The organism is Streptomyces sp. NPDC047974, assembly GCF_040653375.1.
Taxonomy (GTDB): Bacteria; Actinomycetota; Actinomycetes; order Streptomycetales; family Streptomycetaceae; genus Streptomyces.
The window spans coordinates 1-25,155 of record NZ_JBEZNU010000047.1 but is presented as its reverse complement, the minus strand read 5'-3'; the positions used below and the strand labels follow the sequence as shown (position 1 = coordinate 25,155).

Genomic DNA, 25,155 nt, shown 5'->3' with positions numbered 1-25,155 from the left:
CCTGTCCTCCGTCGGTGCCACGCGGGGCGCCTCCCCCTGTGGGCGCCGCTCGGTCGTTCGATCCTTGGCTGAGTGCGACCACGCGGTCGGGGTGCACCGGATCGCGTCACACTATCCGCCCAGTTCAGCGCGGGGCGACGTCCGTGACAAATTCCACGCCCCTTACAACTGGGCAATCCGCTCAAACCACATCGGCCCCGGCCCCTCCCTTGGCTCCGGCTTTACCCAAGCGACCCGCCCGCCACTAGGAGCACACCCCTTCCGCGGCGTTCCGCCCCGTGAAGGTCGGCGTCGCGCTCGGCGCCGGAGTGCCCGCGTCGTCGGGCTTCCCGTCGGAGGATGCGTCCGCGCCCTCCTCCGGTTCCGCCTTCGTCACCAGGACCGGCTTGTCCTCGCGGAGTTGCCGGAAGAGCTCGCTCGCCGCGGGTTGCACCAGTTCGTCCCGGTTCGCGTTGTATGCGTACGGGCGCCGCGGCACCGTGAGGAACTGCACCTTCTCCGTGGGGATCGCCCGCATCGTCCGCGCCAGGTCGTACAGGTCCCGCAGCGAGTCGAGCCCCGGATCCGTCGTGATCGACTTCGTCGCCGCGTCGAGCACCGGATACAGCTTCGCCGGGTTCAGCAGCACCCCGTTGCTCTGCACCTTGTTGACGAGCGCGCCCAGGAACATCTGCTGCCGGTCCATCCGTTCGGTGTCGCTGCCGTTCCCCAGCGACTTCCTGGCCCTCACGAAGCCCAGCGCCTGCTCCCCGTCCAGCGTCTGCCGGCCCGCCGGCAGCTTCAGCTTGGCGTCGGCGTCGTCCACCGGCTCCTTCAGGCAGACCTCGACGCCGTCCACCGCGTCCACCATCTTCTTGAAGCCCCGGAAGTCGATCACCATGTGGTGGTCGACCCGGATCCCGGTCAGCTTCTCGACGGTACGGATCGTGCACGCCGTCCCGCCCCACTCGAACGCCCAGTTGAACTGCGCCAGCTGCTCCCGGGTCCGGCCGCCCCCCTCGGTCCTGGCGCAGCTCGGGATCGTCACCATCAGGTCGCGCGGGATCGACACGGCCGTCGCCCCCGACTCGTCGGCCGCCAGGTGCAGCAGGATGACCGTGTCGGAGCGCTGGGTGCCCCGGTCCTTCCCGTACTTCCGGTTCTCCTCGCCGGAACGGGTGTCCGAGCCGATCAGCAGGATGTTCCGCGCGGCCGACACGACGGCCGACGGCCGCTCCTTCTCGTACCGCCGCAGCTCGTCCGCCGCGGTGGTGTCGGTGGTGATGTTGTCGTCGAGCTTCCGGTAGAACCACCAGCCGGTCCCGGCCGCCCCGAGCAGCACGACGGAGACCGCGAGCGCCCCCCACCGCAACCAGTGCCGGCGCGGGGCGGCGCCCGGCCCGGAGCCCGGTTCCGGCTCCGCTTCCGCATCCCGCTCCGCTTCCGGCTCCGCTTCCCGCTCCGGGTCCGGGTCCCGTTCCGCGTCCGGTTCCGGGTCCGGTTCGGCGGGCGTGCCAGCGCGCTCCGTCACGTCGTCAGTCCGTCCTTCGGGTCAGGGCGTCTCGGGCGCGTCGGGCGCCCGGCGTTCGCTGAAGGAGACGGCCGAACCCGACACGGGGTTGTACGGAGGAGACGACTCCCCCCGGGCCGATCATGTACCGGACTCGCCGTACGGTCGCGGGTACGCGGCGGGTCGGTCGGCCGAACGGGTGCAACGGACGCGCGAACGCCACGGGCCGGGCGCCCGTCCGGGGGCCCGGCCCGTCTCCGCTCCGCCCGTCAGAGGGCCGTGGCCGTGACCCGCTCGCTCTCGATGCGCTTCTCCAGGGACTCCGGGGCCAGCTCGCCCAGGTGCCGGCACAGCACCACGGAGCCGCCCGCGGCCAGGGGCGCGTACAGCCCGGCCGAGAGGCCCTCCCAGGAGTCGTACGGCAGCCCGGACAGCAGCCGCGAGCCGGGGCCGAGCCCGAGCCGGACGGCGTCGAGCCGGGCCTGCTCGACAAGCTGGACGCCGCTGCGTTCCGTACCGTCGACGACGAGGGCCGGCGCGTCCGCGTCCACCGGGGCGTACGGCGCGAAGCGGTCGCCCTGGCTCGGCACCTCGACCGCGTAGTCCGCGTATCCGGCGGGCACGGACGGGAAGCGGCGCCCCAGCGGCGCCAGGGAGAGCGCGATCCGCTCCCCGGAGCAGGCCAGACCCGCGTCGAGCGCGTCCGGCCCCGCCACCACCAGGTCGGCGGCCGCCGGGTCGCCGCCCAGCTCGGCCGTCACGCCGACGGAGGAGCAGGCGAGCAGCCAGACGGCGGTCTGCCAGTGCGCGGGCAGCAGCAGCGCGAGCCGGTCGCCGGGCTCGGCGGACAGCTCGCCCTGGAGCAGATTGGCGGTCTTCGCCACCCAGTTGGCGAAGGTGGCGACGGACAATTCCACCCGTTCACCGGTGGCGTCGTCGTAGTAGGTGACCAGAGGGCGGGCCGGGTCCGCGGCGAGCGCGGATCGCAGCAGGTCGGCGGGGGTGCGGTCGCTGGCGTTCACGCCGCACAGGGTACGCGGGCCGGCGCGCCGCCCTGGGCCGTTCCGGTGACGGGGTCCTCCGGTCGGCCTGACGGGCCGTCCGTCTCCCGGCGCGCGCCGGGCATCCGAACCGCCCACGATCGGGCCATGCGTGCCTCACTCGCCTCCTCGATCGCCGTCGCCTGCGCGGCCGCGCTCGCCCTGCCGGTCACCCTCGTCGCCCCCGCGACGGCCACCGCGCGTCCGGCGGCGAACGCCCTGCCACCGGCCCAGGACGAGCTGCCGGGCTCCACCCAGTCGCTGCCGCTCCGTCCGCTGGGCGCCTCCGTCCGCACCTTCGGCACGGACCCGGGCGCCGCCACCGAGCAGGGCCTGACCCGACGGGACGTCAGACCCTTCTCCCTCGTCGGCGTGGTCTGGGACGACCCGGCCGCCGCCCTCCACGGCACCGTCCAGGTCCGCACCCGCGCCACTGCCGACGGCGCCTGGTCGCCCTGGCAGGACGTGGAGACCCACAACGAGGAGCACGGCGCCGACCCCGGCACGGCCGAGGGCGCCACCGGCACCCTGCGCGGCTCCACCGCCCCCCTGTGGGTCGGCGACTCGGACGGCGTCGAGATCCGCGTACGGGGAGAGGCCGGAGGCGGTACGCCTCCGCTCCCGGCCGGCCTCCGCCTGGAACTGGTCGACCCGGGCGAGGCCCCGGAAGCGTCGGACACCGGGGCGGCACCGGCCCCCCGCACCCGGGCGATGGCCCCGCCGGCCGTCCTCACGGCCGCGGAGGCGGCCGCGAGCGGCGTCAACAGCCAGCTCGCCCCCTACGGCGCGAGCGCCATCCCGGCCGCCGACCCCGCCCGCGAGACGGTCGCCGGGGAGACGCTCGCCGGGGAGGCGCTCGCCGGGGAGGCGCTCGCCCAGGAGGCGGCGGAGCCCGCCGCCGCGAAGAAGAAGCCGTACATCGGCCCCCGCCCCAAGATCATCACCCGTAAGGGCTGGGGCGCCGACGAGAAGATCCGCGAGAAGGGCTTCGTCTACACCAAGACGATCAAGGCGGCCTTCGTCCACCACAGCGCCACCGGCAACAACTACACCTGCGGCCAGGCCCCCTCCGTCCTGCGCAGTATCTACCGCTACCACGTGAAGAGCAGTGGATGGCGTGACTTCGGCTACAACTTCGCCGTCGACAAGTGCGGAAACATCTACGAAGGCCGGGCCGGGGGAGTGGCGAAGCCGGTCCTCGGCGCGCACACCCTCGGCTTCAACACCAACAGCATGGGCGTCGCCGTCCTCGGCACCTTCACCAGCACCAACCCGCCGGCCGCCGTCGTGACCGCCGTCGCCCGCCTGACGGCCTGGAAACTCGGGCTCCACGGCATCGATCCCAAGGGCACCCAGACCCTCGTCTCCGGCGGCGGCAACCTCTACAAGAAGGGCAGGAAGGTCTCGTTCCACACCATCGCCGGACACCGTGACGGATTCGCCACGGAGTGTCCCGGCGGACGCCTCTACGGCAAGCTCGGAACCGCCCGCGCCTCCTCCGCGAAATACCAGGGAAGGAGCTGATGGGGGCACGGAGGCAACCATCTGCATAAACTGACCGGTCATATCGCACGGACGACCGAGACGGGCGCGCCGAACGGCCCCGAAGCAGGAAGCAGAGACGACACGTGACAGAAGCGATCCTCCTGGTCGGGGGCAAGGGCACCCGGCTGCGACCGCTCACGGTCAACACGCCCAAGCCCATGGTCCCGGCGGCGGGCGTCCCCTTCCTGACGCACCAGCTGGCCCGGGCCAAGGCAGCCGGCGTCGAGCACATCGTGCTCGCCACCTCCTACCTCGCCGAGGTCTTCGAGCCGCACTTCGGTGACGGCTCCGACCTCGGCCTGAGCCTGGAGTACGTGACCGAGGAGGAACCGCTCGGCACCGGCGGCGCGATACGCAACGTCGCCTCCCGCCTCCACTCGGGCCCCGACGACCCGGTCCTCATCTTCAACGGGGACATCCTCACCGGCCTCGACATCCGCGCCCTGGTGGCCACGCACGCCGACTCCGGCGCGGACGTCTCCCTCCACCTCACCCGCGTCGAGGACCCGAGGGCCTTCGGCCTGGTCCCCACCGACGGCACGGGTCGCGTCACGGCCTTCCTGGAGAAGCCGCAGACCCCCGAGGAGATCGTCACCGACCAGATCAACGCCGGCGCGTACGTCTTCCGCCGCTCGGTCATCGACACGATCCCCGCCGGCCGCCCGGTCTCCGTCGAGCGCGAGACCTTCCCGGAGCTCCTCGCCTCCGGCGCCCACCTCCAGGGCATGGTCGACTCCACGTACTGGCTGGACCTCGGCACCCCGCAGGCCTTCGTCCGCGGCTCCGCCGACCTGGTCCTCGGCCGCGCCCCCTCGCCGGCCGTCCCCGGCCGCTGCGGCGACCGCCTGGTCCTCCCGACCGCCCGGGTCGCCCCCGACGCCAAGATCACCGGCGGCACGGTGGTCGGCGCGCACGCGACGGTGGGCGAGGGCGCCCGGGTGACGGGCTCCACCCTCCTCGCCGGCGCGGTGGTGGAACCCGGTGCGGTCGTCACCGACTCCCTCATAGGCGCCGGCGCCCGCATCGGCGCCCGCTCGGTCCTCACGGGCGCGGTCATCGGCGACGGCGCCCACGTGGGCCCCGACAACGAACTCCGCGACGGCATCCGCATCTGGTGCGACGCCGTCCTCCCCGCGGGCACGGTCCGCTTCAGCTCGGACCAGTAGAAGGAGCCGGGCCGCCGCTCCGTACCCGCGCCTGTACGGAGCCGCACCCGGCTACGCTCGTACCCATGGCCGGCCGCTTCGCACCACGACCCACCCGCACCACCACCCGCGGCGGCCACCTCGACGTACCGCCGGAGCAACTGGACCTGGGCCTCACCCTGGGTCCCCTCCGCAGAGGCCCCCACGACCCCACCTTCCGCACCACGCCCACCGGCGAGATCTGGCGCGCGAGCCGCACCCCGGAGGGGCCGGGCACGCTCCGGGTCCGGGTACAGGGGGCCGAGGTCGAGACGGACACCTGGGGCCCGGGTGCGGCCTGGCTGGACGAACAGCTCCCCGCCCTCCTCGGCGCCGAGGACGACCCCGCCGCCTTCGTCCCCCGCCACCGACTCCTCCTGGCGGCCCACCGCCGCCGCCCCGGCCTCCGCCTCACCCGCACCGGCCTGGTCCTGGAGTCCCTGATCCCGTCGGTCCTGGAGCAGAAGGTCACGACGACGGAGGCGTACGGCTCCTGGCGCCGCCTGGTCCGCCAGTACGGCGAGCCCGCCCCGGGCCCGGCCCCCGAGGGCCTGTACGTGATGCCGGACGCCCGCACCTGGGCGAGGATCCCGTCCTGGGAGTGGCACCGCGCCAACGTCGACGGCAAGCGCGCCGCCACGATCGTCCGCGCCGCCCGCGTCGCCCCCCGTCTGGAGGAGGCGGCCCACATGCCGCCCCCGGAGGCCCGCGGGCGCCTGGAACTGATCCCCGGCATCGGCCCGTGGACCTCCGCCGAGACCGTCCAGCGCAGCAACGGCGCCCCGGACGAGGTCACCACCGGCGACCTCCACCTCCCCGGCATCGTCGGCTGGGCCCTGGCGGGCGACCGCACCGCCGACGACGCGACGATGCTGGAGCTCCTGGCCCCCTACGAGGGCCAGCGCCACCGCGCGGCCCGCCTCATCCTGCTCAGCGGCCGCACCCCGCCCCGCCAGGCCCCCCGCCTGGCGCCCAACGACATCACCCGCATCTGAGGCGACGGCGACGGCGACGGCGACGGTGAAGGGTGACGCGGACGGCGTCGGGCCCCCCTCAGCGCACCTCGACGAACTCCGCGGCCACCCGCCCCGGCCGCTCCTTGGGCGCCGCCGCCGGATGGCCGATCGCGACCGCCCCCATCGGGTCCCATCCCTCCGGCAGCCCGAGCACGTCCCGTACGACGTCCCGGCAGAACATCGTCGAGGAGACCCAGGCCGAGCCGAGGCGCTCCCCGGCCAGCGCGACGAGGAAGTTCTGGACGCCCGCGCCGGCCGCGACGACGAACATCTCGCGCTCGGCGGCGTCACGGCGCGGGTCGCCGTAGTGGTGGGCGCCGTCCATGACGAGGCAGGGCACGGCGAGGTACGGCGCGTTGCGCAGCACGTCCCCGCGCCGCACCCGCTTCGCGACGGACTCCTCGGACTTCCCGTCCCGCCGCAGGTCCGCGATCCACGCGTCCCGCATCGCGTCGAGCAGCCGGAGCCGTGACTCCGCGGACTCCAGGAGGACGAACCGCCAGGGCGTGGTGTGGTGCGGGGCAGGCGCCGTCACGGCCGCGGCGACCGCGCGCCGCACCGCCCCGGGGTCGACGGGGTCGCCGGTGAACTCGCGCACCGTGCGCCGCAGCGTCACCGCCTCCCGTACGGCCTCCGAGGTGCCGAGCCGGAACATGTCGTCGGCGGCGGCCCGTACGAGGGCCCGCGCGCCCGGCTCGTCGTCGTCCCCGACGACGTGCGGCAGCCCGCGGACGACGGCGACGGGCACGCCGGTGGCCTTGCCCTTCACCAGGTCGCCCGCGGCGGCGAGTTCGTCGGCGGTGGCGACGACGGTCACGCTCAGGTCGTTGCCGTGGGAGTCGGTCGCGCCCCGCAGGTCGTCCAGGACCCGCACGCCGGCCGCGCCGATCGCCACGTCGGTGAGCCCGGCCCGCCACGGCCGTCCGAAGGTGTCGGTGACGACGACCCCGACGTCCACGCCGAGCGCCTCGCGCAGCCCCGTCCGGATCCGCCGCGCCGACGCGTCCGGGTCCTCCGGCAGCAACAGCACGGTCCCGGCGGGGGTGTTGGAGGCGTCGACCCCGGCCGCCGCCATGACGAGCCCCTGCCGGTTCTCGACGATGCGGAGGGTGCCGCGCCGCGCCACGACCCGTACGGTCTCCGCGTCGACGGCCTCCTCGCGGTCGTCGGCGGCGACGATCCGGCCCTCCGCCTTGCTCACGATCTTGGAGGTGACCAGGAGCACGTCGCCGTCCTCCAGGCCGGGGGAGACGGACGCGATCAGCTTGGCGAGGTCGTCCCCGGGCGCCACCTCCGGCAGCCCGGCGAGCCCCCACACCCGGTAGGACGGGGCCGCGGCCGTCACCCGCGGACCTCCTCGGCGAGCGCCAGCGCCGCCCGCGCCATCGCGGCGGTCGCGTCCACGTCGGTCATCATCAGCGGCACCGCGCGGCAGGCGATCCCGGCGGCCTCGACGTCGGCGACGGCGCCCGCGTCCACGGTGTCCACCAGCCAGCCGTCGATCAGGCCGGAGCCGTAGTGGCGGGCGACGGCCGCCGCCGTCGACTCGACGCCGACGGCCGCGAGCACCTTGTCGGCCATGCCGCGCACGGGCGCGTCCCCGACGATGGGGGAGAGGCCGACGACCGGGGCGGCGGCGGCCGCGACCGCCTCGCGGATGCCGGGCACGGAGAGGATCGTGCCGACGGAGACCACCGGGTTCGACGGCGGGAAGAGGATGACGTCGGCCTCGGCGATCGCCTCCAGGACGCCCGGCGCGGGCTTGGCGGCCTCCGCGCCGACGGCCACGACGGCCTTCGCGTCGACGGAGGCGCGCAGCTTCACCCAGTACTCCTGGAAGTGCACGGCCCGCTGCTCCCCGTCGACCTCGATGGCGACGTGCGTCTCGACGCGGTCGTCGGACATCGGGAGCAGCCGGACGCCCGGCTGCCAGCGGGCGCAGAGCGCCTCGGTGACGGCGCTCAGCGGGTAGCCGGCGCCGAGCATCTGGGTGCGGACGATATGGGTGGCGAAGTCCCGGTCGCCGAGGCCGAACCACTCGGGTCCGACCCCGTAGGCGGCGAGCTCCTCCTTGACGGCGAAGGTCTCCCCCTCGCGGCCCCAGCCCTGTTCCTCGTGGATGCCACCGCCGAGGGTGTACATCACGGTGTCCAGGTCGGGGCAGACCTTCAGCCCGAAGAGATGGATGTCGTCACCGGTGTTGCCGACGACCGTGATCTCCGCGGCCGGGACGGCCTGCTGGAGACCACGAAGGAAACGGGCACCACCGATGCCGCCTGCCAGAACCACAATGCGCATGCGGACAGTCTGTCAGCCGCAGGCCGATCCTCTGAGGGGTGGTGGCCGGGCTGGGGGGGCACCTCCCGGCGGTGGCCGGGGGAGGGCGGGCCTGTCAGGCGGTGATCGCCTCCGGGGCGGTCGGGGCGGTCGGGGCGGCGCACCGGCCCTGGAGCGACTCGTGCATCGGCTCGTGCATGGGCATCTCGGTCAGTCCGGGGAAGTAGACGTGGAGGCTGACGACCGGCTCCAGCGAGTCGTTGACGACCTCGTGGGCGTACCCCGGCGCGTAGACCCGCTGGGTGCCGGGCCGCAGGACGCGCACGCCCCGGTCCGTGCGCTCCGTCAACTCGCCCTGGAGGACGGTGAGGACGCCGGAGGAGCGGCCGTGGTCGTGGAGGCCGCTGCCCTGGCCGGGTACCCAGGAGAGCAGCCACACCTCGTAGCCGGGCCCGGTGCGCAGCCGGTGGTACCAGCGGGTGGTGGCGTCGTACTCGACGTGCGGGGCCCACCGGTCGCGGTCGGCGGCGAGCTCGCGGGCGAGGCCGGCGAACTCGGCGACGGTGACGGGGTGCTCGCGCTCGGGCTGGAGCAGGTGCGGGACCTCCATGAGGTCGCCGGCGATCTGAAGGTCACTGTCCATGTTCATGGGTGGGGTGGTTCCTCAGCAGAAACGGGGATGCGGTGGGGGGTCACGGCCCGGGGAGGGGCACAGCGGTGACACGGGTGACGCAGGGTGACGCTGGGAGGGGCAGCCGGAGCTCGGGGGCATCAACAGCTGGAACAGCAACAGCAACAGCGCGCCTGGACAGCGCGGCGGAACCCACGGGCGTGGGTCGCGGAGGGCGCTGCGGTCGCTGGCATGCCACCAAAGTGGCGGGAGCGGTACCCGACTGTCAACTCAATGCCCGATTTGGGGGTAATGTTTCACCTCATCCGGTTACCGTGCCCGGAGAAAGGTTTGTTCAGGCCCGGACCAGGCAAGATGGCGCAGCAGTCGGGCCCGTAAACATGGCCGCGGCGGAGGCGGTCCGTGATCGGACTGTGATCCGGATCGCTTCCATGGCTGGATCGCAACAAGATCCAAGTCTCGTACGTCCTTCTGGACGGAGGCCCGGCATCACGGGAACCGCCGGTGGCATGTGTCACGTTTTTGGTGATTTGAACACTTTCCGCATAGGCTTGGTTCCGCAGAGTGAATACGGGGCCCAATAGCAGATCTCGGCTTGACTCGCACAGAGCACGAACTTGTAATTTCACTCGTGTCGTTCGGCCGTTTCGATCACGGCGACATCACGGGACGCACAGACAGACGAGGGGCGCAGATGACCGAGTTGTTCCAGGAACTGCTGGTCGAGGACGCGGACGAGGAACTCGGCTGGCAGGAGCGCGCGCTGTGCGCCCAGACCGACCCCGAGTCCTTCTTCCCCGAGAAGGGCGGCTCGACCCGCGAGGCCAAGAAGGTCTGCCTCGCCTGCGAAGTCCGCTCCGAATGCCTGGAGTACGCGCTCCAGAACGACGAGCGCTTCGGCATCTGGGGCGGCCTCTCCGAGCGTGAGCGCCGCCGCCTCAAGAAGGCCGCCGTCTGACCCGCCGCCCGTCCGAAAACCACCCACGGTCCGTCTCCCCGCACGAGGGAGGCGGACCGTTCGCGCGTCGCGGGCAGGCGTCCCTCCCCCCGAGGGGGCACCCCCGGGCGGGAACGGGCGGGCACGACGCCCCAAGGGCGGCGCCCGAGCCGCCGCGCCCCCGCTTCCGGTGCCCGCACCGACCCGGGCCCGCACCGCCGAGAGCCCCGCGTCCGCGGGCCCGCACCCCCCGGCAGCCGCGGGCACCCGCACCCGCGCCCACCGAGCGCCACCCCCGCAACCACTAGTGTGGGCCTCCGTCCAAGCCGCTCCCACGCCCCACCGCGGGCGACCCCGGCCGGAGGGCCTGTAGCTCGATGTCCTCAACTCCTGAGTTCCCCAGGCACGTCGTCACCGCCGTGCTCGTCACCCACGACGGAGCCCGCTGGCTGCCCGACGCGCTCTCCGGGCTGCTCGCCCAGGAGCGCCCGGTGCAGAGCGTGATCGCCGCCGACACCGGCAGCGCCGACGAGTCCGCGCAGCTCGTCGCCGAAGCCGTCGGCCCCGACCGCGTCCTGCACCTCGCCCGCCGCACCGGCTTCGGCGCCGCCGTCGACGAGGCCGTCCGCACCGCGCCCGTACTCGGACCCGAGGACCTGCCGTACCTCAAGCGCCCCAGCGGCTGGGACCCCGTCAGCCGGAGCTGGAACGACGAGGCCTACGACCTCCCCGAACTCCCGCACGGCGAACCGGTCCAGTGGCTGTGGCTGCTGCACGACGACTGCGCCCCCGAGCCCGGCGCCCTCGCCGAACTCCTGCGCGTCGCCGACTCCGACGCGTACGCCGCCGTCATCGGCCCCAAGCTGCGCGGCTGGTACGACAGGAAGCAGCTCCTCGAAGCCGGCGTCACCATCGCCCGCAGCGGCCGCCGCTGGACCGGCCTCGACCGCCGCGAGCAGGACCAGGGCCAGCACGACCAGATCCGCCCGGTCCTCTCCGTCTCCACCGCCGGCATGCTCGTCCGCCGCGACGTCTTCGAGGAGCTCGGCGGCTTCGACCGCCGCCTGCCCCTGATGCGCGACGACGTCGACCTCTGCTGGCGGGCCCACTCCGCCGGCCACCGCGTCCTCGTCGCCCCCGACGCCGTCCTGCGGCACGCCGAGGCCTCCGCCCGCGAGCGCCGCTCCGTCGACTGCGCCGGCCGCACCGCCGCCAGCCCGCACCGCGTCGACAAGGCCGCCGCCGTCTACACGCTGCTGGCCAACACCTCGGGCCGCGCCCTCCCCTACGTCTTCCTCCGCCTCGTCCTCGGCACCGTCCTGCGCACCCTCGGCCTCCTCGTCGGCAAGGCCCCCGGCCAGGCCGTCGACGAGATCATGGGCCTCCTCGCCACCCTGCTGCGGCCCGAGAAGATCCTCGCCGCCCGCAAACGGCGGAAGAACCCCGAGGTCCCCTCGGCCGAACTCCGCCCGCTCTTCCCGCCGCCCGGCGCCACCGTCCGCGCCGCCGCCGAACAGCTCGTCTCCCACTTCGGCGGCGACGAGGCCGACTCCGGCGGCTCCCGCCACGGCGCCGTCGAGTCCGGCCCCGGCGGCGACGACGCCGACTTCCTGGAAGTCGAGCAGTTCGCCCGACTGAAGAAGATCGCCCGCAAGCCCGGCCCGGTCCTCTTCGCCGTCCTCCTCCTCGTCTCCCTCGCCGCCTGCCGCAACCTCTTCGCCGGCGGCTCCCTCGCCGGCGGCGTCCTGCTGCCCGCCCCCGACACCGTCTCCGAACTGTGGGGCCGGTACGCGGACGCCTGGCACACCCTCGGCACCGGCGGCACCCAGACCGCCCCGCCCTACCTCGGCATCCTCGCCGGACTCTCCGCGCTCTTCCTCGGCTCCACCTCCACCGCGCTGACCGTGCTGCTCGTCTGCTCGGTCCCGCTCGCCGGCTTCACCGCCTACCTCGCCGCCCGCGGCCTCGTCGGCTCCCGCCTCCTGCTCGCCTGGGGCGCCATCGCCTACGCCTTCCTGCCCGCCGCCACCGGCGCCCTCGCCACCGGCCGGCTCGGCACCGCGATCCTCGCGATCCTGCTCCCCCTGATCGCCCGCGCCGCCGTCGCCGCCCACGGCCTGAACCGCCCCGACCGCGGCAGCTGGCGCGCCACCTGGGCCTACGCCCTGCTGCTCACCGTCACCACCGCGTTCACCCCGATCGTGTGGCCGCTCGCCGTCGTCCTCGGCCTCGGCGTCCTCGCCTTCCGCCGCGACGACATCACCGCCTACGGGCTCCGCTTCCTCGCCGCCGTCGGCACCCCGATCCTGGCCCTGGCCCCCTGGTCGCTCTCCCTGCTGACCGACCCCTCCGCCTTCCTCCACGAGGCCGGCCTCGACCTGCGCACCGGCACCGCCTCCGCCGTCGACCTGCTCGCGAGCAGCCCCGGCGGCCCCGGCACCACCGGCGGACTCCTCCTCCTCGGCCTGGTCCTCGCCGCACTCGCCGGCCTGCTCCGCGAGGAGCGCCGCCGCGCGGTCCTCGCCGCCTGGACCGCCGCCCTCGCCGGCCTCCTCTTCGCCGCCCTCGCCAACGGCGCCGACGGCACCGGCTGGGCGGGCCCCGCCACCCTCGTCTACGGCGGCGGCCTCATCGCCGCCGGCATGCTCGGCGCCGAGGGCGGCCGCAGCCGCGTCGCCGCCCACGGCTTCGGCTGGCGCCAGCCCGTCGCCGCCCTCGTCGCCCTCGCCTGCGCCGTCGGCCCCGCCGTCGCCGCCGCCGGCTGGATGATCGGCGGCGCCGACGGCCCGCTGACCCGCCGCGACCCCGTCCAGGTGCCCGCCTTCGTCGCCCAGATGGCCGGCGAGAAGAACCAGCCCCGCACCCTCGTGCTCTCCGGCAGCTCGCCCGGCGCCGTCGACTACACCCTGGTCCGCGGCTCCGGCGCGCGCCTCGGCGACGCCGAACTGACCGCGACCGCCGAGCCCGACGCGCGCCTCGACTCCGTCGTCGCCAAGCTCGTCGCCGGCTCCGGCGCCGACCAGACCCAGGAACTCAGCGCCTTCGCCATCCGCTACGTCCTGGTCAAGGACGGCTCGCCGCGCCAGATGAGCCGCGTCCTCGACACCACCCCCGGCCTCTCCCGGCTCAGCCAGCTCGACGGCGTCGCCCTCTGGGAGGTCGACCGCGAGATCGCCCGCGTGATGATCGTGCCGCCCGCGGCCAAGCCCGGCACCACGGCCGACGTCCTCCCCCTGCCGGTTGCCGCCGGCCCGGTCGAGGCCCACGCCGACATCCCCGCCGGCCCCGCCGGCCGCGTCCTGCGGATCGCCGACCGCGCCGACGAGGGCTGGACCGCCACCCTCGACGGCACCGCGCTCACCCCCACCACCGTCGACGGCTGGGCCCAGGGCTTCCAGCTCCCCGCCGAAGGCGGCCGCCTCGACCTCACCTACGACGAGCCCCTCGCGCACACCGCCTGGATCTGGACCCAGCTCGGCCTCGCCGTCGTCCTCGTCGTCCTCGCCCTGCCCGGCCGCCGCCGCGAGATCGACGACGATCTGCCCGAGGAGGAGACGGCCATCCCGGCCCAGGCCACCGAAGGCGACGGCCGCCGCGCCCGCCGGCTGCGCGCCGCCGCCGAGGCCGAGGCCGCCGCCGTGGCCGCGGGCGCCGAGGACCCCGACGCCCCGGACACCGGCCACCCGGCCGCCCCCGCCCCCATCCCCGGTCAGCAGACCGCCGAGGCGGACGAGTGGGACACGACGGGCCAGGCCCCGGCCTACGCCGAGCAGCAGTACGCCCCCGGCTACGACCAGCAGGGCTACCCCCAGGAGTACGCCGACCCGTACCAGCAGCAGGCGTACGCGTACCCCCAGCAGGGCTACGACCAGGGCCAGGGCTACGACCCGCAGAACCCCCCGGCGTACGACCCCTATGCCGCCCCCCAGGCCTACGACCAGGGCCAGGGCCACGACCCGCAGAACCCGCAGGCGTACGACCCCTACGCCGGCTACGACTACGGCTACCCCCAGGGCGGCCAGGCCCACGAGACCGAGCAGCGTCCCGACGGGAGCAGCAACCAGTGAAGCGCCCCAGCCCCTCCCTGATCGCGGTCGTCACCGCCCTCGCCGCCGTCACCGGCTTCGCCGCGCTGACCGCCCCCGGCGAGCCCGGCGCCGCGTCCGCCGCCCCCGCGCCGCAGGCGGCCCGCCTCCCCGTCGAGCGCACCAGCCTGCTCTGCCCCGCCCCCAGCACCTCGGACGTCGCCGAGACGCTCACCACCTCCTACACCCCGCCCGGCGCCGCCGCCGCGGCCGCCGCCGGCACCACGGCCCCCAAGCCGACCGCCGTCCTCGGCCTCGCCAAGAACCCGGACGCCCCGGCCCTCAGGAAGGGCGCCAAGGCCCCCGGCACGGTCACCGCCCCCGGCAAGCCCGTCGCCGTCGAGGCCGACGGCGCCGTCACCCACGGCCTCACCGGCACCGCCACCGGCACCCTCGCCCCCGGCTGGACCGTCCAGCAGACCACCGTCGTCCCCGCCGGCGCCGCCCGCGGCCTCCTCGGCGTCACCTGCTCCGCCCCCGACACCGACCTCTGGTTCCCGGCCGTCTCCACCGCCAAGGGCCGCACCGACTACATCCACCTCACCAACCCCGACGACGACATCGCCGTCGCCGACATCGAGCTGTACGGCCCCGAGGGCGAGCTGAAGACCACCATCGAGCGGGACGGCCTCGACGTCCCGCCCCACTCCACCACCGCCGTCCGCCTCAGCACGCTCCTCTCCGAGAGCCCCCACGAGAACCTGACGGCCCACGTCTCCACCCGCGCGGGCCGGGTCGGCGCCGCCCTCGGCTCCGCCACCGACGGCGTCGGCAGCGACTGGCTCTCCGCCTCCGCCGACCCGGCGGCCCGCCTCGTGCTCCCCGGCATCCCGGCCGACGCCACCGGCGTCCGCCTCGTCGCCTTCGCACCCGGCGACTCCGACGCCGACCTGAAGATCCAGCTGGCCACCGCGAACGGCACGATCGTCCCCGCCGCCGCCGAATCCCTGCACGTCAAGGCCGGCATGACCGCCTTCGTCGACCTGCCGGACCTCACCCGGGGCGCCGCCGCCTCCCTGCTGCTCACCCCGACCGACCCCAAGAAGCAGGTCCCGGTCGTGGCCGCGCTCAAGGTCGTCCGCGGCAAGGGCTCGGACACGGAGATGGCCTTCATCCCCGCCGCGGCCCCCGTCACCGGCCGCGCCACCGTCGCCGACAACCGCGCCAAGGGCACCGCCCTCGCCCTCACCGCCCCCGAGGCGGCCGCCCAGGTGAAGGTCACGGCCTCGGCCGGCACGGAGGGCGGCACCCCCGCCACCCGCACGGTCTCCCTCAAGGCGGGCACCACGACCGTCCTCACCGACCTCGCCCCCAAGGACGTCAAGGGCTCCTACGCGCTGACCGTCGAACCGGTCGCGGGCGGCGGACCGGTGTACGCGTCCCGCGCGCTCACCCTCCCCGAGGACGGCATCCCGATGTTCACCGTGCAGACCCTGGTGGACGACCGGGGCACGGTCGAGGTCCCGGCCGCCCGCCGCGACATCACGGTCCTCGACGACTGACGGCCCCCCGGTGCGGGCGGCTCAGTCCTGCCCGTACCGGGGGTCGACCGACTCGGGGGAGAGCCCGAGGAGCTCGGCGACCTGCTCCACCACGACCTCGTGCACGAGCAGCGCCCGCTCGTCGCGGCTCTTCGACCGGATCTCCACCGGCCGCCGGTAGACGACGACCTTCGCGGGCTCCCGCTTCTCGGCCGGCACCGAACCGCCCAGCGGCACGACCTCGCCGGAGACCACCGGAGGCACCTCCAAGATCATGAACTCGACGTCCTGAAGCTGCGGCCAGCGCCGCTCCAGACGCTCCACCGAGTCCAGGACGAGATCGCGGAAGGTGTCCGCACGGCTCACGGACAGCGGGACCTGCGGCGGCGCGACCGGCCCCCGCATCCCACGGCCGTGCCGGTCCCGCCGGCGGACCCGCGGCTCGGCCGGCGGCTCCCCGGAGCTCCGCGAGGGGCCCGGCTGCCCGGGCGGCACAGGAGTGTCCATCACTGACGCAGCGTAACTCTCCTGGGTCACTCCGCACCGTGGCGCGGACCCGCCGATCGGCGCGTCCCGCCCCCTCCGCACCCCGCCCGCGCCCCCTCCGCTGTCCAAACCTGAACATTCCGGCCGTCCCAGGGAACGATTCGGCACCCGCGCGCGATCGGCCATCTGGCCGCGCCTGACCGGATTCCTCCCTCTCCCTGTCCGGATCGCCCCCCGTGCCACCCCCCTTGCGCCCCCTCCGGCGCAGGTCAGAACGGGCGCCACTCGAAGGGGGGTGTCGGACGTCACACCGCGACACGGTGGAGTGACCTGGGGGAGAGTCGTCGCGGCCCGGTCAAGAGTGCGGTACCGTCCAACGTCGTGAGCCCTGTACGTCGCTGTTCGCGCACCGCGTGCGGCCGCCCTGCCGTCGCGACACTGACGTACGTCTATGCCGACTCGACCGCGGTCCTCGGCCCGCTCGCCACCTACGCCGAGCCCCACTGCTACGACCTGTGCGCCGAGCACAGCGAGCGCCTCACCGCCCCGCGCGGCTGGGAGGTCGTGCGGCTCTCCGACGCCTCCGCCCCCACCCGCCCCAGCGGCGACGACCTCGAAGCCCTGGCCAACGCGGTCCGGGAAGCGGCCCGCCCCCAGGAGCGCGCCGCCGAGGCCGGCAAACCCGGCACGGGCCGGGGCGGCGACCCCATGGAGGTCGGCCGCCGCGGACACCTCCGGGTGCTCCGTTCCCCCGACAACTGAGCCCACGGACCGGCGACCGCGTCCACAACCGGCCACCGGCCGCGTGCCACACCTCCCGCCCCGGGTAGTTTGGGCGTTCCGCACACGCGCCGCACACGCGTGCCGAGAACTCAGGAGGGTGGATCCGTGACTGCCGATCTGTCGCAGATCGTGAAGGCGTACGACGTCCGCGGGGTCGTCCCGGACCAGTGGGACGAGAAGCTCGCCGAACTCTTCGGCGCGGCCTTCGTCCGCGTCACCGAGGCCGACGCCATCGTCGTCGGCCACGACATGCGCCCCTCCTCGCCCGGCCTCTCCGACGCCTTCGCCCGCGGCGCCGCCCGCCTCGGCGCCGACGTCACCCTCATCGGGCTCTGCTCCACCGATCAGCTGTACTTCGCCTCCGGCAGCCTGGGGCTGCCCGGTGCGATGTTCACCGCCTCCCACAACCCGGCCCAGTACAACGGCATCAAGATGTGCCGCGCCGGCGCCGCCCCGGTCGGCCAGGACACCGGCCTCTCCGACATCCGCGCCCTCGCGGAGCGGTGGCTGGCGGAGGGCGCCCCCGAGGCCGCCGCCACCCCCGGCACCGTCACCGAGCGGGACACCCTCGCCGAGTACGCCGCCCACCTCAAGGCGCTCGTCGACCTCACCGCGATCCGCCCCCTCAAGGTCGTCGTCGACGCCGGCAACGGCATGGGCGGCCACACCGTCCCCACCGTCTTCGACGGCCTCCCGCTCGACACGATCCCGATGTACTTCGAGCTCGACGGCACCTTCCCGAACCACGAGGCCAACCCGCTCGACCCGAAGAACATCGTCGACCTCCAGGCCCGGGTGATCGCCGAGGGTGCCGACCTCGGGCTCGCCTTCGACGGGGACGCCGACCGGTGCTTCGTCGTCGACGAGCGCGGCGAGCCCGTCTCGCCGTCCGCGATCACGGCCCTCGTCGCCGCGCGCGAGCTCGCCAGGCATCCCGGCGGGACGGTCATCCACAACCTGATCACCTCCTGGTCCGTCCCCGAGGTCGTCCGCGAGCACGGCGGCAGCCCCGTCCGCACCCGGGTCGGGCACTCCTTCATCAAGGAGGAGATGGCCAAGACCGGAGCCGTCTTCGGCGGCGAGCACTCCGCGCACTACTACTTCAAGGACTTCTGGAACGCCGACACCGGCATGCTCGCCGCCCTCCACGTCCTCGCCGCCCTCGGCGGCCAGCAGGGCACCCTCTCCGAGCTGGTCGCCTCGTACGACCGGTACGCCGGCTCCGGCGAGATCAACTCCACCGTCGCCGACCAGACCGCCAAGACCGCCGAGATCAAGGCGGCCTACGAGAACGAGGACGGCATCACCCTCGACGAGCTCGACGGCCTCACCGTCACCTCCGCCGACTGGTGGTTCAACCTCCGCCCCTCCAACACCGAACCCCTGCTCCGCCTCAACGTCGAGGCCCGCGACGAGGCCACCATGGCCAAGATCCGCGACGAGGTCCTCGCCCTCGTCCGCGCCTGACCCCCGGACCGGCGGGGAGTCGCCGCTCGCCGAGCCGCGACTCCCCGCCCCCGGCGGTAGGCTGACCAGCACCGATCACTGGTACGAAGGGACACCGCAATGCCGCTCGAAGCCGGCCTCCTGGAGATCCTGGCCTGCCCCGCCTGCCACGCTCCGCTCGACGACCGCACGGCGGACGAGACCCCCGAGCTGATCTGCACCTCCGCCGACTGCGGTCTCGCCTACCCCGTCCGCGACGACATCCCGGTCCTCCTCGTCGACGAGGCCCGCCGCCCGTCCTGACCCACGTTGTGGGCAATCGTTCCGCACGGCGGAACGGGTGGGCGCAACGCCCGCGGAGCGGCACCCGACCCCGGTTCGTTCACCCCGAGCGCCCGCGCCCACCCGCATCCGCACCAAGGCACGCGCCCGCACCCGCACCCGGAGGCCCGCCCATGCTGGACGAGACCTTGCTAGACGCACCGGACGCCCTCGCGACGGCCGACCGCCGAGGACTCCTCCGCGGCGCCGCCGAGGCCGGCGCCCGGGTCAGGACCGCCGCCCGCCACGCCACCGAGGCCGGCATCGCCGACCTCCGCCCCGAGGGCCGCCCCCGCGCCGTCCTCGTCGCGGGCCCCGGCACCGCCGCCGCCGGCGTCGCCGACCTGATCGGCGCCCTCGCCGGCGCCTCCGCCCCCGTCGTACGCCTCGCGCCCACCGGCGTCGCCCCCGCCGCCGGCGCCCTGCGCTGGGCGCTGCCCGGCTGGGCCGGATCCGTGGACCTGCTCCTGCTGCCCACCACCGACGGCTCCGAACCCGGCCTCGCCCTCCTCGCCGAGCAGGCCTACCGCCGCGGCATCACCGTCGCCGCCGTCGCCCCCAAGGGCTGCCCGCTCTCCGAGGCCGTCAACGGCTCCCGCGGCCTCTTCGTCCCGATGGCGATGGCCCCGCACGAGGAACCCGACGAGTACGGCGAGAACCTCTCCGCCAGCCCCGGCGCCCTCTGGGCCCTCTTCACCCCCCTCCTTGCCCTCCTCGACCGCGTCGGCCTCCTCGAAGCCCCGCCCGAGGCCCTGGAGCGGGTCGCCGACCGCCTCGACCGCACCGCCGAACGCTGCGGCCCGGCCATCGCCACCTACTCCAACCCGGCCAAGACCCTCGCCGCCGAACTCGCCGAGACCCTGCCCCTCGTCTGGACCGAGGGCGACGCCGCCGGACCCGCCGGCCGCCGCTTCGCCGCCGTCCTCGCCGAACTCGCCGGCCTGCCCGCCCTCGCCGCCGAACTCCCCGAGGCCCTCCCCGCCCACGGCGTCCTCCTCACCGGCGCCTACGCCGCCGCCGCCGACCCCGACGACTTCTTCCGCGACCGCGTCGACGAACCCCAGGCCCTCCGCGCCCGCGTCGTCCTCCTCCGCGACCGCCCCACCGACGCCCTCAGCGCGGCCCCCGCCGCCCGCGAACTCGCCCTCGGCCACGAGACCGCCGTCAGCGAACTCGAACCCGACGAGGGCGACGCCCTGGAGACCCTCGCGGAACTCCTCGCCGTCACCGACTTCGCCGCCGTCTACCTCTCCCTGGCGACCCAGGGCCACCCGACCCCCTGACAGTCCGGGACACGACACCGGCGTACGGCCTGCGGCCACCCACCCGTCACCCGCGTGTCACCCACCCCCTGTCATCTGTCGTCTGGCACCGTCACCGTCCTTCGCCCCGAGGAGCTGGAACCCGTCATGGAACGCCTCGTCAACACCGTCCGTCCCTACGCCTGGGGATCCACGACGGCCATCCCGGAACTGCTGGGCACCGCCCCCACCGGCGAGCCGCAGGCCGAGATGTGGATGGGCGCCCACCCCGGTGCACCCTCGCTCACCCCCCGCGGGCCGCTCAACGAGCTGATCGACGCCGACCCCGTACGCGAACTCGGCCCCGCCGCCACCGAGAAGTTCGGCCCCCGCCTGCCCTTCCTCCTCAAGGTCCTCGCCGCCGGCGCCCCGCTCTCCCTCCAGGTCCACCCCGACCTGGAGCAGGCCCGCGCCGGATACGCCGCCGAAGAGGCCGCCGGCATCCCCGTCGACGCGCCCCACCGCACGTACAAGGACGCCAACCACAAGCCCGAGATGATCTGCGCCCTCACCCCCTTCGAGGGATTCTGCGGCTTCCGCGCCCCCGCCGAGGCCGCCGACACCCTCGCCGCCCTGGGCGTCGACTCCCTCAAGCCGTACGTGGACCTGCTCCACGCCCACCCCGAGGAGGACGCCCTCCGCGAGGTGCTCACCGCCCTGCTCACCGCCGACCCGGCCGAGATGACCCACACCGTCGCCGAGGCCGCCGCGGCCGCCGACCGGCTCGGCGGCGCCCACGCCCCGTACGCGGTCCTCGCCCACCACTTCCCCGGCGACCCCGGCGTCATCGCCGCGATGCTCCTCCACCACGTCACGCTCCAGCCCGGCGAGGCCCTCTACCTGGGTGCCGGCGTCCCGCACGCCTACCTCTCCGGCCTCGGCGTCGAGATCATGGCCAACAGCGACAACGTCCTGCGCTGCGGCCTCACCCCCAAGCACGTCGACGTCCCCGAACTCCTCCGCGTCGTCCGCTTCGAGCCCGCCGACCCCGGCGTGCTCCGCCCCGAGGCCTCCCCGTCGGGCGAGGAGGTCTACGACACCCCCATCGACGAGTTCCGCCTCTCCCGCCTCGTACGCGCCGAGGGCGCCGCCCCCACCGACCTGACCGCGGCCACCCCGCAGATCCTGCTCGCCACCGCCGGACGACCCAAAGCCGGTGAAATCACCCTCTCCCCGGGCGAATCCGTCTTCGTTCCCGCCGGCGAGCCCGTCGAACTGACCGCAGCGGGCACCGTGTTCCGCGCCACCGTCGTGGCCTGATGCAACAATGACCGGCCGTACCACGGTCACCGGCACCGGGCCGGAGCATCGACGAAGGGAACAGACAGACCCATGAGCGCGTCAGGCGGAACCAAGGCGATCGTGGCGGCCCTCGCCGCCAACCTCGCGATCGCCGCAGCCAAGTTCGTGGCGTTCCTCTTCAGTGGCTCGTCCTCGATGCTCGCCGAGAGCGTCCACTCCCTCGCCGACTCCGGCAACCAGGGCCTGCTCCTGCTCGGCGGCAAGAAGGCCCAGCGCGAGGCCACCCCCCAGCACCCCTTCGGCTACGGCCGCGAGCGGTACATCTACGCCTTCCTCGTCTCCATCGTCCTCTTCTCCGTCGGCGGCATGTTCGCCATCTACGAGGGCTACGAGAAGATCCACGACCCGCACCCGATCGAGGCCTGGTACTGGCCGGTCGGCGTCCTGGTCTTCGCGATCATCGCCGAGTCGTTCTCCTTCCGCACCGCCATCAAGGAGTCGAACCTCGTCCGCGGCGGCCTCTCCTGGAAGGAGTTCGTCCGCCGCGCCAAGGCCCCCGAGCTCCCCGTCGTCCTCCTGGAGGACCTCGGCGCCCTCGTCGGCCTCGTCCTCGCCCTCGGCGGCGTCGGCCTCGCCCTCCTCACCGGCGACGGCGTGTGGGACGGCATCGGCACCCTGTGCATCGGCGTCCTGCTCATCGCCATCGCGATCGTCCTCGCCCTGGAGACCAAGTCGCTCCTCCTCGGCGAGGCCGCCGGCCTCGACGAGGTGAAGAAGATCGAGGACGCCGTCGTCGACGGCGAGACCGTCACCCGCCTCATCCACATGCGCACCCTCCACCTCGGCCCCGAGGAACTCCTCGTCGCCGCCAAGATCGCCGTCCGGCACGACGAGTCCGCCACCGAGGTCGCCCGCGCCATCGACGCCGCCGAGGAGCGCATCCGCGCCGCCGTCCCGATCGCCCGCGTCATCTACCTGGAGCCGGACGTCTACAGCGAGTCCGCCGCCGCGGCCGGCCCCGACCCCGCAGCCACCCCCGGCGGAAGCGGCCACTGACCCCCGCACCACCCGCCGAACACCCTGACGAGGCCCCCGGAGCGCATCACGCCGCCCCGGGGGCTTCTCCGTGCGGGCCTGCGCCCGGTGGGCCGATCGGTGTAGATTCGTGACCGCCAGACGTCGCTGCTGATGGCGGTCGGGCGGCCCCCCAGGGGACCGGCCGAGGGAGAGAGGACCTCCGACGACTGCACCGCGAACCACCCGGGCATCCGTATGCCCGCCGGTGCCTCGACCGCGGTGTCAGGCGCCACAACCGACCCTCACCATGCGATCCCACGAGGAGCAGCACCAGTCATGACGACTGCCGCACAGCAGGACTTCAAGGTCGCCGACCTCTCCCTGGCCACCTTCGGCCGCAAGGAGATCACCCTCGCCGAGCACGAGATGCCCGGTCTGATGGCCATCCGCCGCGAGTACGCCGAGACCCAGCCCCTCGCCGGCGCCCGCATCACCGGCTCCCTGCACATGACCGTGCAGACCGCCGTCCTCATCGAGACGCTCGTCGCCCTCGGCGCCGACGTCCGCTGGGCCTCCTGCAACATCTTCTCCACCCAGGACCACGCCGCCGCGGCCATCGCCGTCGGCCCGAACGGCACCCCGGAGAACCCCCAGGGCGTCCCGGTCTTCGCCTGGAAGGGCGAGACCCTGGAGGAGTACTGGTGGTGCACCGAGCAGGCCCTCACCTGGCCGAACACGCCCACCGGCGGCCCGAACATGATCCTGGACGACGGCGGTGACGCCACCCTCCTCGTCCACAAGGGCGTCGAGTTCGAGAAGGCCGGCTCCGCCCCGGACCCGGCCACCGCGGACAGCGAGGAGTACGGCTACATCCTGCGTCTCCTCAACCGCACGCTCGCCGAGAGCCCGCAGAAGTGGACCCAGCTGGCGTCCGAGATCCGCGGCGTGACCGAGGAGACCACCACCGGCGTCCACCGCCTGTACGAGATGATGCAGGCCGGCACCCTGCTCTTCCCGGCGATCAACGTGAACGACGCCGTGACGAAGTCGAAGTTCGACAACAAGTACGGCTGCCGTCACTCCCTGATCGACGGCATCAACCGTGCCACGGACGTCCTCATCGGCGGCAAGACGGCCGTCGTGTGCGGTTACGGCGACGTGGGCAAGGGCTGCGCCGAGTCGCTGCGCGGCCAGGGCGCCCGTGTCATCGTGACGGAGATCGACCCGATCTGCGCGCTGCAGGCGGCGATGGACGGCTACCAGGTGACGACCCTGGACGAGGTCGTCGAGACCGCCGACATCTTCATCACCACGACGGGCAACAAGGACATCATCATGGCCTCCGACATGGCCAAGATGAAGCACCAGGCGATCGTGGGCAACATCGGTCACTTCGACAACGAGATCGACATGGCCGGCCTGGCCAAGATCCCGGGCGTCGTCAAGGACGAGGTGAAGCCTCAGGTCCACACGTGGACCTTCGAGGACGGCAAGGTCCTCATCGTCCTGTCCGAGGGCCGTCTGCTGAACCTGGGCAACGCGACGGGTCACCCGTCCTTCGTGATGTCGAACTCCTTCGCGGACCAGACCCTGGCCCAGATCGAGCTCTTCACGAAGCCGGAGCAGTACCCGACCGAGGTGTACACGCTGCCGAAGCACCTGGACGAGAAGGTCGCCCGCCTCCACCTCGACGCCCTCGGCGTCAAGCTGACGACCCTCCGCCCGGAGCAGGCCTCCTACATCGGCGTCAAGGTCGAGGGCCCGTACAAGCCGGACCACTACCGCTACTGATCCGCCCCCCGGTCGCACGGCCGGGCGACGCGACACCCCAGCAGGCCCCCGGCACCCCGTGCCGGGGGCCTGCCCCGTTCCCCCTTCCACCACCCGAGGACCACGCGATGCCCCGCGGCCGCTACTCGCTCCACGACCCCCACGACCACACCCCCCTCGGCGAGGAGCACTTCCACTGCGCCCCCGGCCCCTCCGGCTGGCGCTACGTCTCCCAGATCACCACCCCCGCCGGCGACCACCGAGGCTCCGTCGATCTGGCCGTCGACGAACTCGGCCGCCCCATCCGCCTCGAACTCCACGCGGCCGGCTGGCAGGTCCGGGGCGCCGCCCTCGACGGCGTCACCTGGGTCCGCACCGACCCCACCGGCACCCACGCCACCGAGGGCAACGTCCGCGCCCACGCCTTCACCGGTACGTCCCCGGCCTTCCTGATCGCCCTCACCCGCCTCCTGCGCCTCACCCCCGGCGCCCCGGAGACCCGCGTCCGCCTGGTCGCCCTCACGGACCCGGTCCTCGCCCCGCTCACCGTCGACCAGTCCTGGTCCCTCCTGGGCACCGAGACCCACCCCACCGACCTGGGCCCCCTCTCCGTCGACGCGTACCAGGTCAGCACCCTGGACACCGGCGAACGCCACACCGTCCACATCGCCGGCGACGTCGTCCTCTCCGCCCCCGGCGTGGAACTGGAAGACCTCGACACACCCCCCTCGACCTTCCCGGCCTGACGCCTCCTCGCCACGCCCCCCGGCCGATGTGCGACGGGCCCCGCGGAGCTGGTACTGTCCTCCGGTGCCCGAAAAAACCGTTGACACGGTGGACGCGGGGAGGTAGATTCAGATGGTTGCCTAGAGCTGGACAGCTCGGCAGCAATCAACTAGAGTCTGACTCACTCCCGATTCTTTATCGCGAATCACGAAAAGCCGCCGATTAGGTAGCCGGAAATGATTCTGATAAAGTCGGAAAGCGCCGGAAGGCCCCGAGAAAAACAAATTCGGGACCGGAAAGCACCGAGGAAATCGGATCGGAAAGATCTGATAGAGTCGGAAACGAAGGAAGCGCCCGGAGGGCCTGGAAACAGGAACG

20 protein-coding genes are annotated in these 25,155 nt (G+C 73.8%); 14 read left to right on the top strand and 6 right to left on the bottom strand.

Annotation, left to right across the window (positions count from 1 at the left end; all coding sequences use genetic code 11):
* Positions 1-244 precede the first annotated feature (244 nt).
* Together AB0E19_RS35685 and AB0E19_RS35680 are read right to left on the bottom strand one after the other, a co-directional pair.
* Complete coding sequence (locus AB0E19_RS35685; protein WP_362188362.1) at positions 245-1,510, bottom strand: LCP family protein; 1,266 nt, start codon at positions 1,508-1,510, stop codon at positions 245-247.
* 248 nt (positions 1,511-1,758) lie between these two features.
* A complete protein-coding gene (locus tag AB0E19_RS35680; protein ID WP_360611431.1) occupies positions 1,759-2,511 on the bottom strand; it encodes a TIGR03089 family protein in 753 nt (250 codons plus the stop codon).
* Between the two features lie 126 nt (positions 2,512-2,637).
* On the opposite strand from AB0E19_RS35680, the gene AB0E19_RS35675 reads away from it, so the two are divergent.
* The 3 genes from AB0E19_RS35675 to AB0E19_RS35665 all read left to right on the top strand — a co-directional run bounded on the left by AB0E19_RS35675 (position 2,638) and on the right by AB0E19_RS35665 (position 6,253).
* On the top strand, positions 2,638-4,053 hold the full coding sequence (locus AB0E19_RS35675; protein ID WP_362188359.1) for a peptidoglycan recognition protein: 1,416 nt from the start codon (positions 2,638-2,640) through the stop codon (positions 4,051-4,053).
* A gap of 104 nt (positions 4,054-4,157) precedes the next feature.
* Positions 4,158-5,240, top strand: coding sequence for an NDP-sugar synthase (locus AB0E19_RS35670; protein ID WP_362188356.1), 1,083 nt, complete (start codon positions 4,158-4,160; stop codon positions 5,238-5,240).
* A gap of 65 nt (positions 5,241-5,305) precedes the next feature.
* Positions 5,306-6,253: a DNA-3-methyladenine glycosylase 2 family protein gene (locus AB0E19_RS35665; protein WP_362188353.1), complete on the top strand. Its 948-nt coding sequence runs from the start codon at positions 5,306-5,308 to the stop codon at positions 6,251-6,253.
* A 58-nt stretch (positions 6,254-6,311) separates the two neighbouring features.
* Here AB0E19_RS35665 and AB0E19_RS35660 read toward each other — a convergent pair whose 3' ends face one another.
* The 3 genes from AB0E19_RS35660 to AB0E19_RS35650 all read right to left on the bottom strand — a co-directional run bounded on the left by AB0E19_RS35660 (position 6,312) and on the right by AB0E19_RS35650 (position 9,200).
* On the bottom strand, positions 6,312-7,619 hold the full coding sequence (locus AB0E19_RS35660) for a coenzyme F420-0:L-glutamate ligase (protein WP_362188350.1): 1,308 nt from the start codon (positions 7,617-7,619) through the stop codon (positions 6,312-6,314).
* Positions 7,616-8,572: a 2-phospho-L-lactate transferase gene (gene cofD, locus AB0E19_RS35655; RefSeq protein ID WP_362188347.1), complete on the bottom strand. Its 957-nt coding sequence runs from the start codon at positions 8,570-8,572 to the stop codon at positions 7,616-7,618. The genes AB0E19_RS35660 and cofD overlap by 4 nt, the downstream gene beginning before the upstream one ends.
* A gap of 94 nt (positions 8,573-8,666) precedes the next feature.
* Positions 8,667-9,200, bottom strand: coding sequence for a cysteine dioxygenase family protein (locus tag AB0E19_RS35650; protein WP_362188344.1), 534 nt, complete (start codon positions 9,198-9,200; stop codon positions 8,667-8,669).
* Positions 9,201-9,876: 676 nt separating this feature from the next.
* On the opposite strand from AB0E19_RS35650, the gene AB0E19_RS35645 reads away from it, so the two are divergent.
* From AB0E19_RS35645 to AB0E19_RS35635, 3 genes are all read left to right on the top strand, one after another.
* Positions 9,877-10,140, top strand: a complete 264-nt coding sequence (locus tag AB0E19_RS35645) for a WhiB family transcriptional regulator (RefSeq protein ID WP_015033978.1) — start codon at positions 9,877-9,879, stop codon at positions 10,138-10,140.
* A gap of 356 nt (positions 10,141-10,496) precedes the next feature.
* Entirely contained in the window at positions 10,497-14,186 is a 3,690-nt protein-coding gene (locus tag AB0E19_RS35640; protein ID WP_362188340.1) for a glycosyltransferase, read from the top strand.
* A complete protein-coding gene (locus AB0E19_RS35635) occupies positions 14,183-15,706 on the top strand; it encodes a DUF5719 family protein (RefSeq protein ID WP_362188337.1) in 1,524 nt (507 codons plus the stop codon). Before AB0E19_RS35640 ends, AB0E19_RS35635 begins: the two co-directional genes overlap by 4 nt.
* Before the next feature lie 21 nt (positions 15,707-15,727).
* On the opposite strand, the gene AB0E19_RS35630 is transcribed toward AB0E19_RS35635, so the two are convergent.
* Positions 15,728-16,192, bottom strand: a complete 465-nt coding sequence (locus AB0E19_RS35630; protein ID WP_362188384.1) for a metallopeptidase family protein — start codon at positions 16,190-16,192, stop codon at positions 15,728-15,730.
* A 309-nt stretch (positions 16,193-16,501) separates the two neighbouring features.
* Here AB0E19_RS35630 and AB0E19_RS35625 point away from each other — a divergent pair, with 309 nt between their 5' ends.
* The 8 genes from AB0E19_RS35625 to AB0E19_RS35590 all read left to right on the top strand — a co-directional run bounded on the left by AB0E19_RS35625 (position 16,502) and on the right by AB0E19_RS35590 (position 24,797).
* Positions 16,502-16,933 (top strand): DUF3499 domain-containing protein, encoded by a 432-nt coding sequence (locus tag AB0E19_RS35625; protein WP_169093684.1) that lies wholly within the window; start codon positions 16,502-16,504, stop codon positions 16,931-16,933.
* 126 nt (positions 16,934-17,059) lie between these two features.
* The gene (locus AB0E19_RS35620) at positions 17,060-18,421 is read left to right on the top strand and encodes a phosphomannomutase/phosphoglucomutase (RefSeq protein ID WP_362188334.1); all 1,362 of its coding nucleotides are present in this window, start codon (positions 17,060-17,062) and stop codon (positions 18,419-18,421) included.
* Positions 18,422-18,520: 99 nt separating this feature from the next.
* Positions 18,521-18,703 (top strand): Trm112 family protein, encoded by a 183-nt coding sequence (locus AB0E19_RS35615; RefSeq protein ID WP_362188331.1) that lies wholly within the window; start codon positions 18,521-18,523, stop codon positions 18,701-18,703.
* A 152-nt stretch (positions 18,704-18,855) separates the two neighbouring features.
* Complete coding sequence (locus tag AB0E19_RS35610; protein ID WP_362188328.1) at positions 18,856-20,004, top strand: SIS domain-containing protein; 1,149 nt, start codon at positions 18,856-18,858, stop codon at positions 20,002-20,004.
* A gap of 126 nt (positions 20,005-20,130) precedes the next feature.
* A complete protein-coding gene (gene manA, locus AB0E19_RS35605) occupies positions 20,131-21,282 on the top strand; it encodes a mannose-6-phosphate isomerase, class I (protein ID WP_362188325.1) in 1,152 nt (383 codons plus the stop codon).
* Positions 21,283-21,354: 72 nt separating this feature from the next.
* Positions 21,355-22,320 (top strand): cation diffusion facilitator family transporter, encoded by a 966-nt coding sequence (locus AB0E19_RS35600; RefSeq protein ID WP_362188322.1) that lies wholly within the window; start codon positions 21,355-21,357, stop codon positions 22,318-22,320.
* A gap of 297 nt (positions 22,321-22,617) precedes the next feature.
* A complete protein-coding gene (ahcY, locus tag AB0E19_RS35595) occupies positions 22,618-24,072 on the top strand; it encodes an adenosylhomocysteinase (RefSeq protein WP_360611456.1) in 1,455 nt (484 codons plus the stop codon).
* A 107-nt stretch (positions 24,073-24,179) separates the two neighbouring features.
* Positions 24,180-24,797, top strand: a complete 618-nt coding sequence (locus tag AB0E19_RS35590; protein WP_362188318.1) for a hypothetical protein — start codon at positions 24,180-24,182, stop codon at positions 24,795-24,797.
* The last annotated feature ends 358 nt before the right edge of the window (positions 24,798-25,155 follow it).

Bases quoted from the DNA above. Each gene is read 5' to 3' on its own strand.
- AB0E19_RS35675 (WP_362188359.1), top strand. From the start codon at position 2,638: ATGCGTGCCTCACTCGCCTCCTCGATCGCCGTCGCCTGCGCGGCCGCG.
- AB0E19_RS35665 (WP_362188353.1), top strand. From the start codon at position 5,306: ATGGCCGGCCGCTTCGCACCACGACCCACCCGCACCACCACCCGCGGC.
- cofD (WP_362188347.1), bottom strand. From the start codon at position 8,572: ATGCGCATTGTGGTTCTGGCAGGCGGCATCGGTGGTGCCCGTTTCCTT.
- AB0E19_RS35650 (WP_362188344.1), bottom strand. From the start codon at position 9,200: ATGAACATGGACAGTGACCTTCAGATCGCCGGCGACCTCATGGAGGTC.
- AB0E19_RS35645 (WP_015033978.1), top strand. From the start codon at position 9,877: ATGACCGAGTTGTTCCAGGAACTGCTGGTCGAGGACGCGGACGAGGAA.
- AB0E19_RS35640 (WP_362188340.1), top strand. From the start codon at position 10,497: ATGTCCTCAACTCCTGAGTTCCCCAGGCACGTCGTCACCGCCGTGCTC.
- AB0E19_RS35630 (WP_362188384.1), bottom strand. From the start codon at position 16,192: ATGGACACTCCTGTGCCGCCCGGGCAGCCGGGCCCCTCGCGGAGCTCC.
- AB0E19_RS35615 (WP_362188331.1), top strand. From the start codon at position 18,521: ATGCCGCTCGAAGCCGGCCTCCTGGAGATCCTGGCCTGCCCCGCCTGC.
- AB0E19_RS35610 (WP_362188328.1), top strand. From the start codon at position 18,856: ATGCTGGACGAGACCTTGCTAGACGCACCGGACGCCCTCGCGACGGCC.
- manA (WP_362188325.1), top strand. From the start codon at position 20,131: ATGGAACGCCTCGTCAACACCGTCCGTCCCTACGCCTGGGGATCCACG.
- AB0E19_RS35600 (WP_362188322.1), top strand. From the start codon at position 21,355: ATGAGCGCGTCAGGCGGAACCAAGGCGATCGTGGCGGCCCTCGCCGCC.
- ahcY (WP_360611456.1), top strand. From the start codon at position 22,618: ATGACGACTGCCGCACAGCAGGACTTCAAGGTCGCCGACCTCTCCCTG.
- AB0E19_RS35590 (WP_362188318.1), top strand. From the start codon at position 24,180: ATGCCCCGCGGCCGCTACTCGCTCCACGACCCCCACGACCACACCCCC.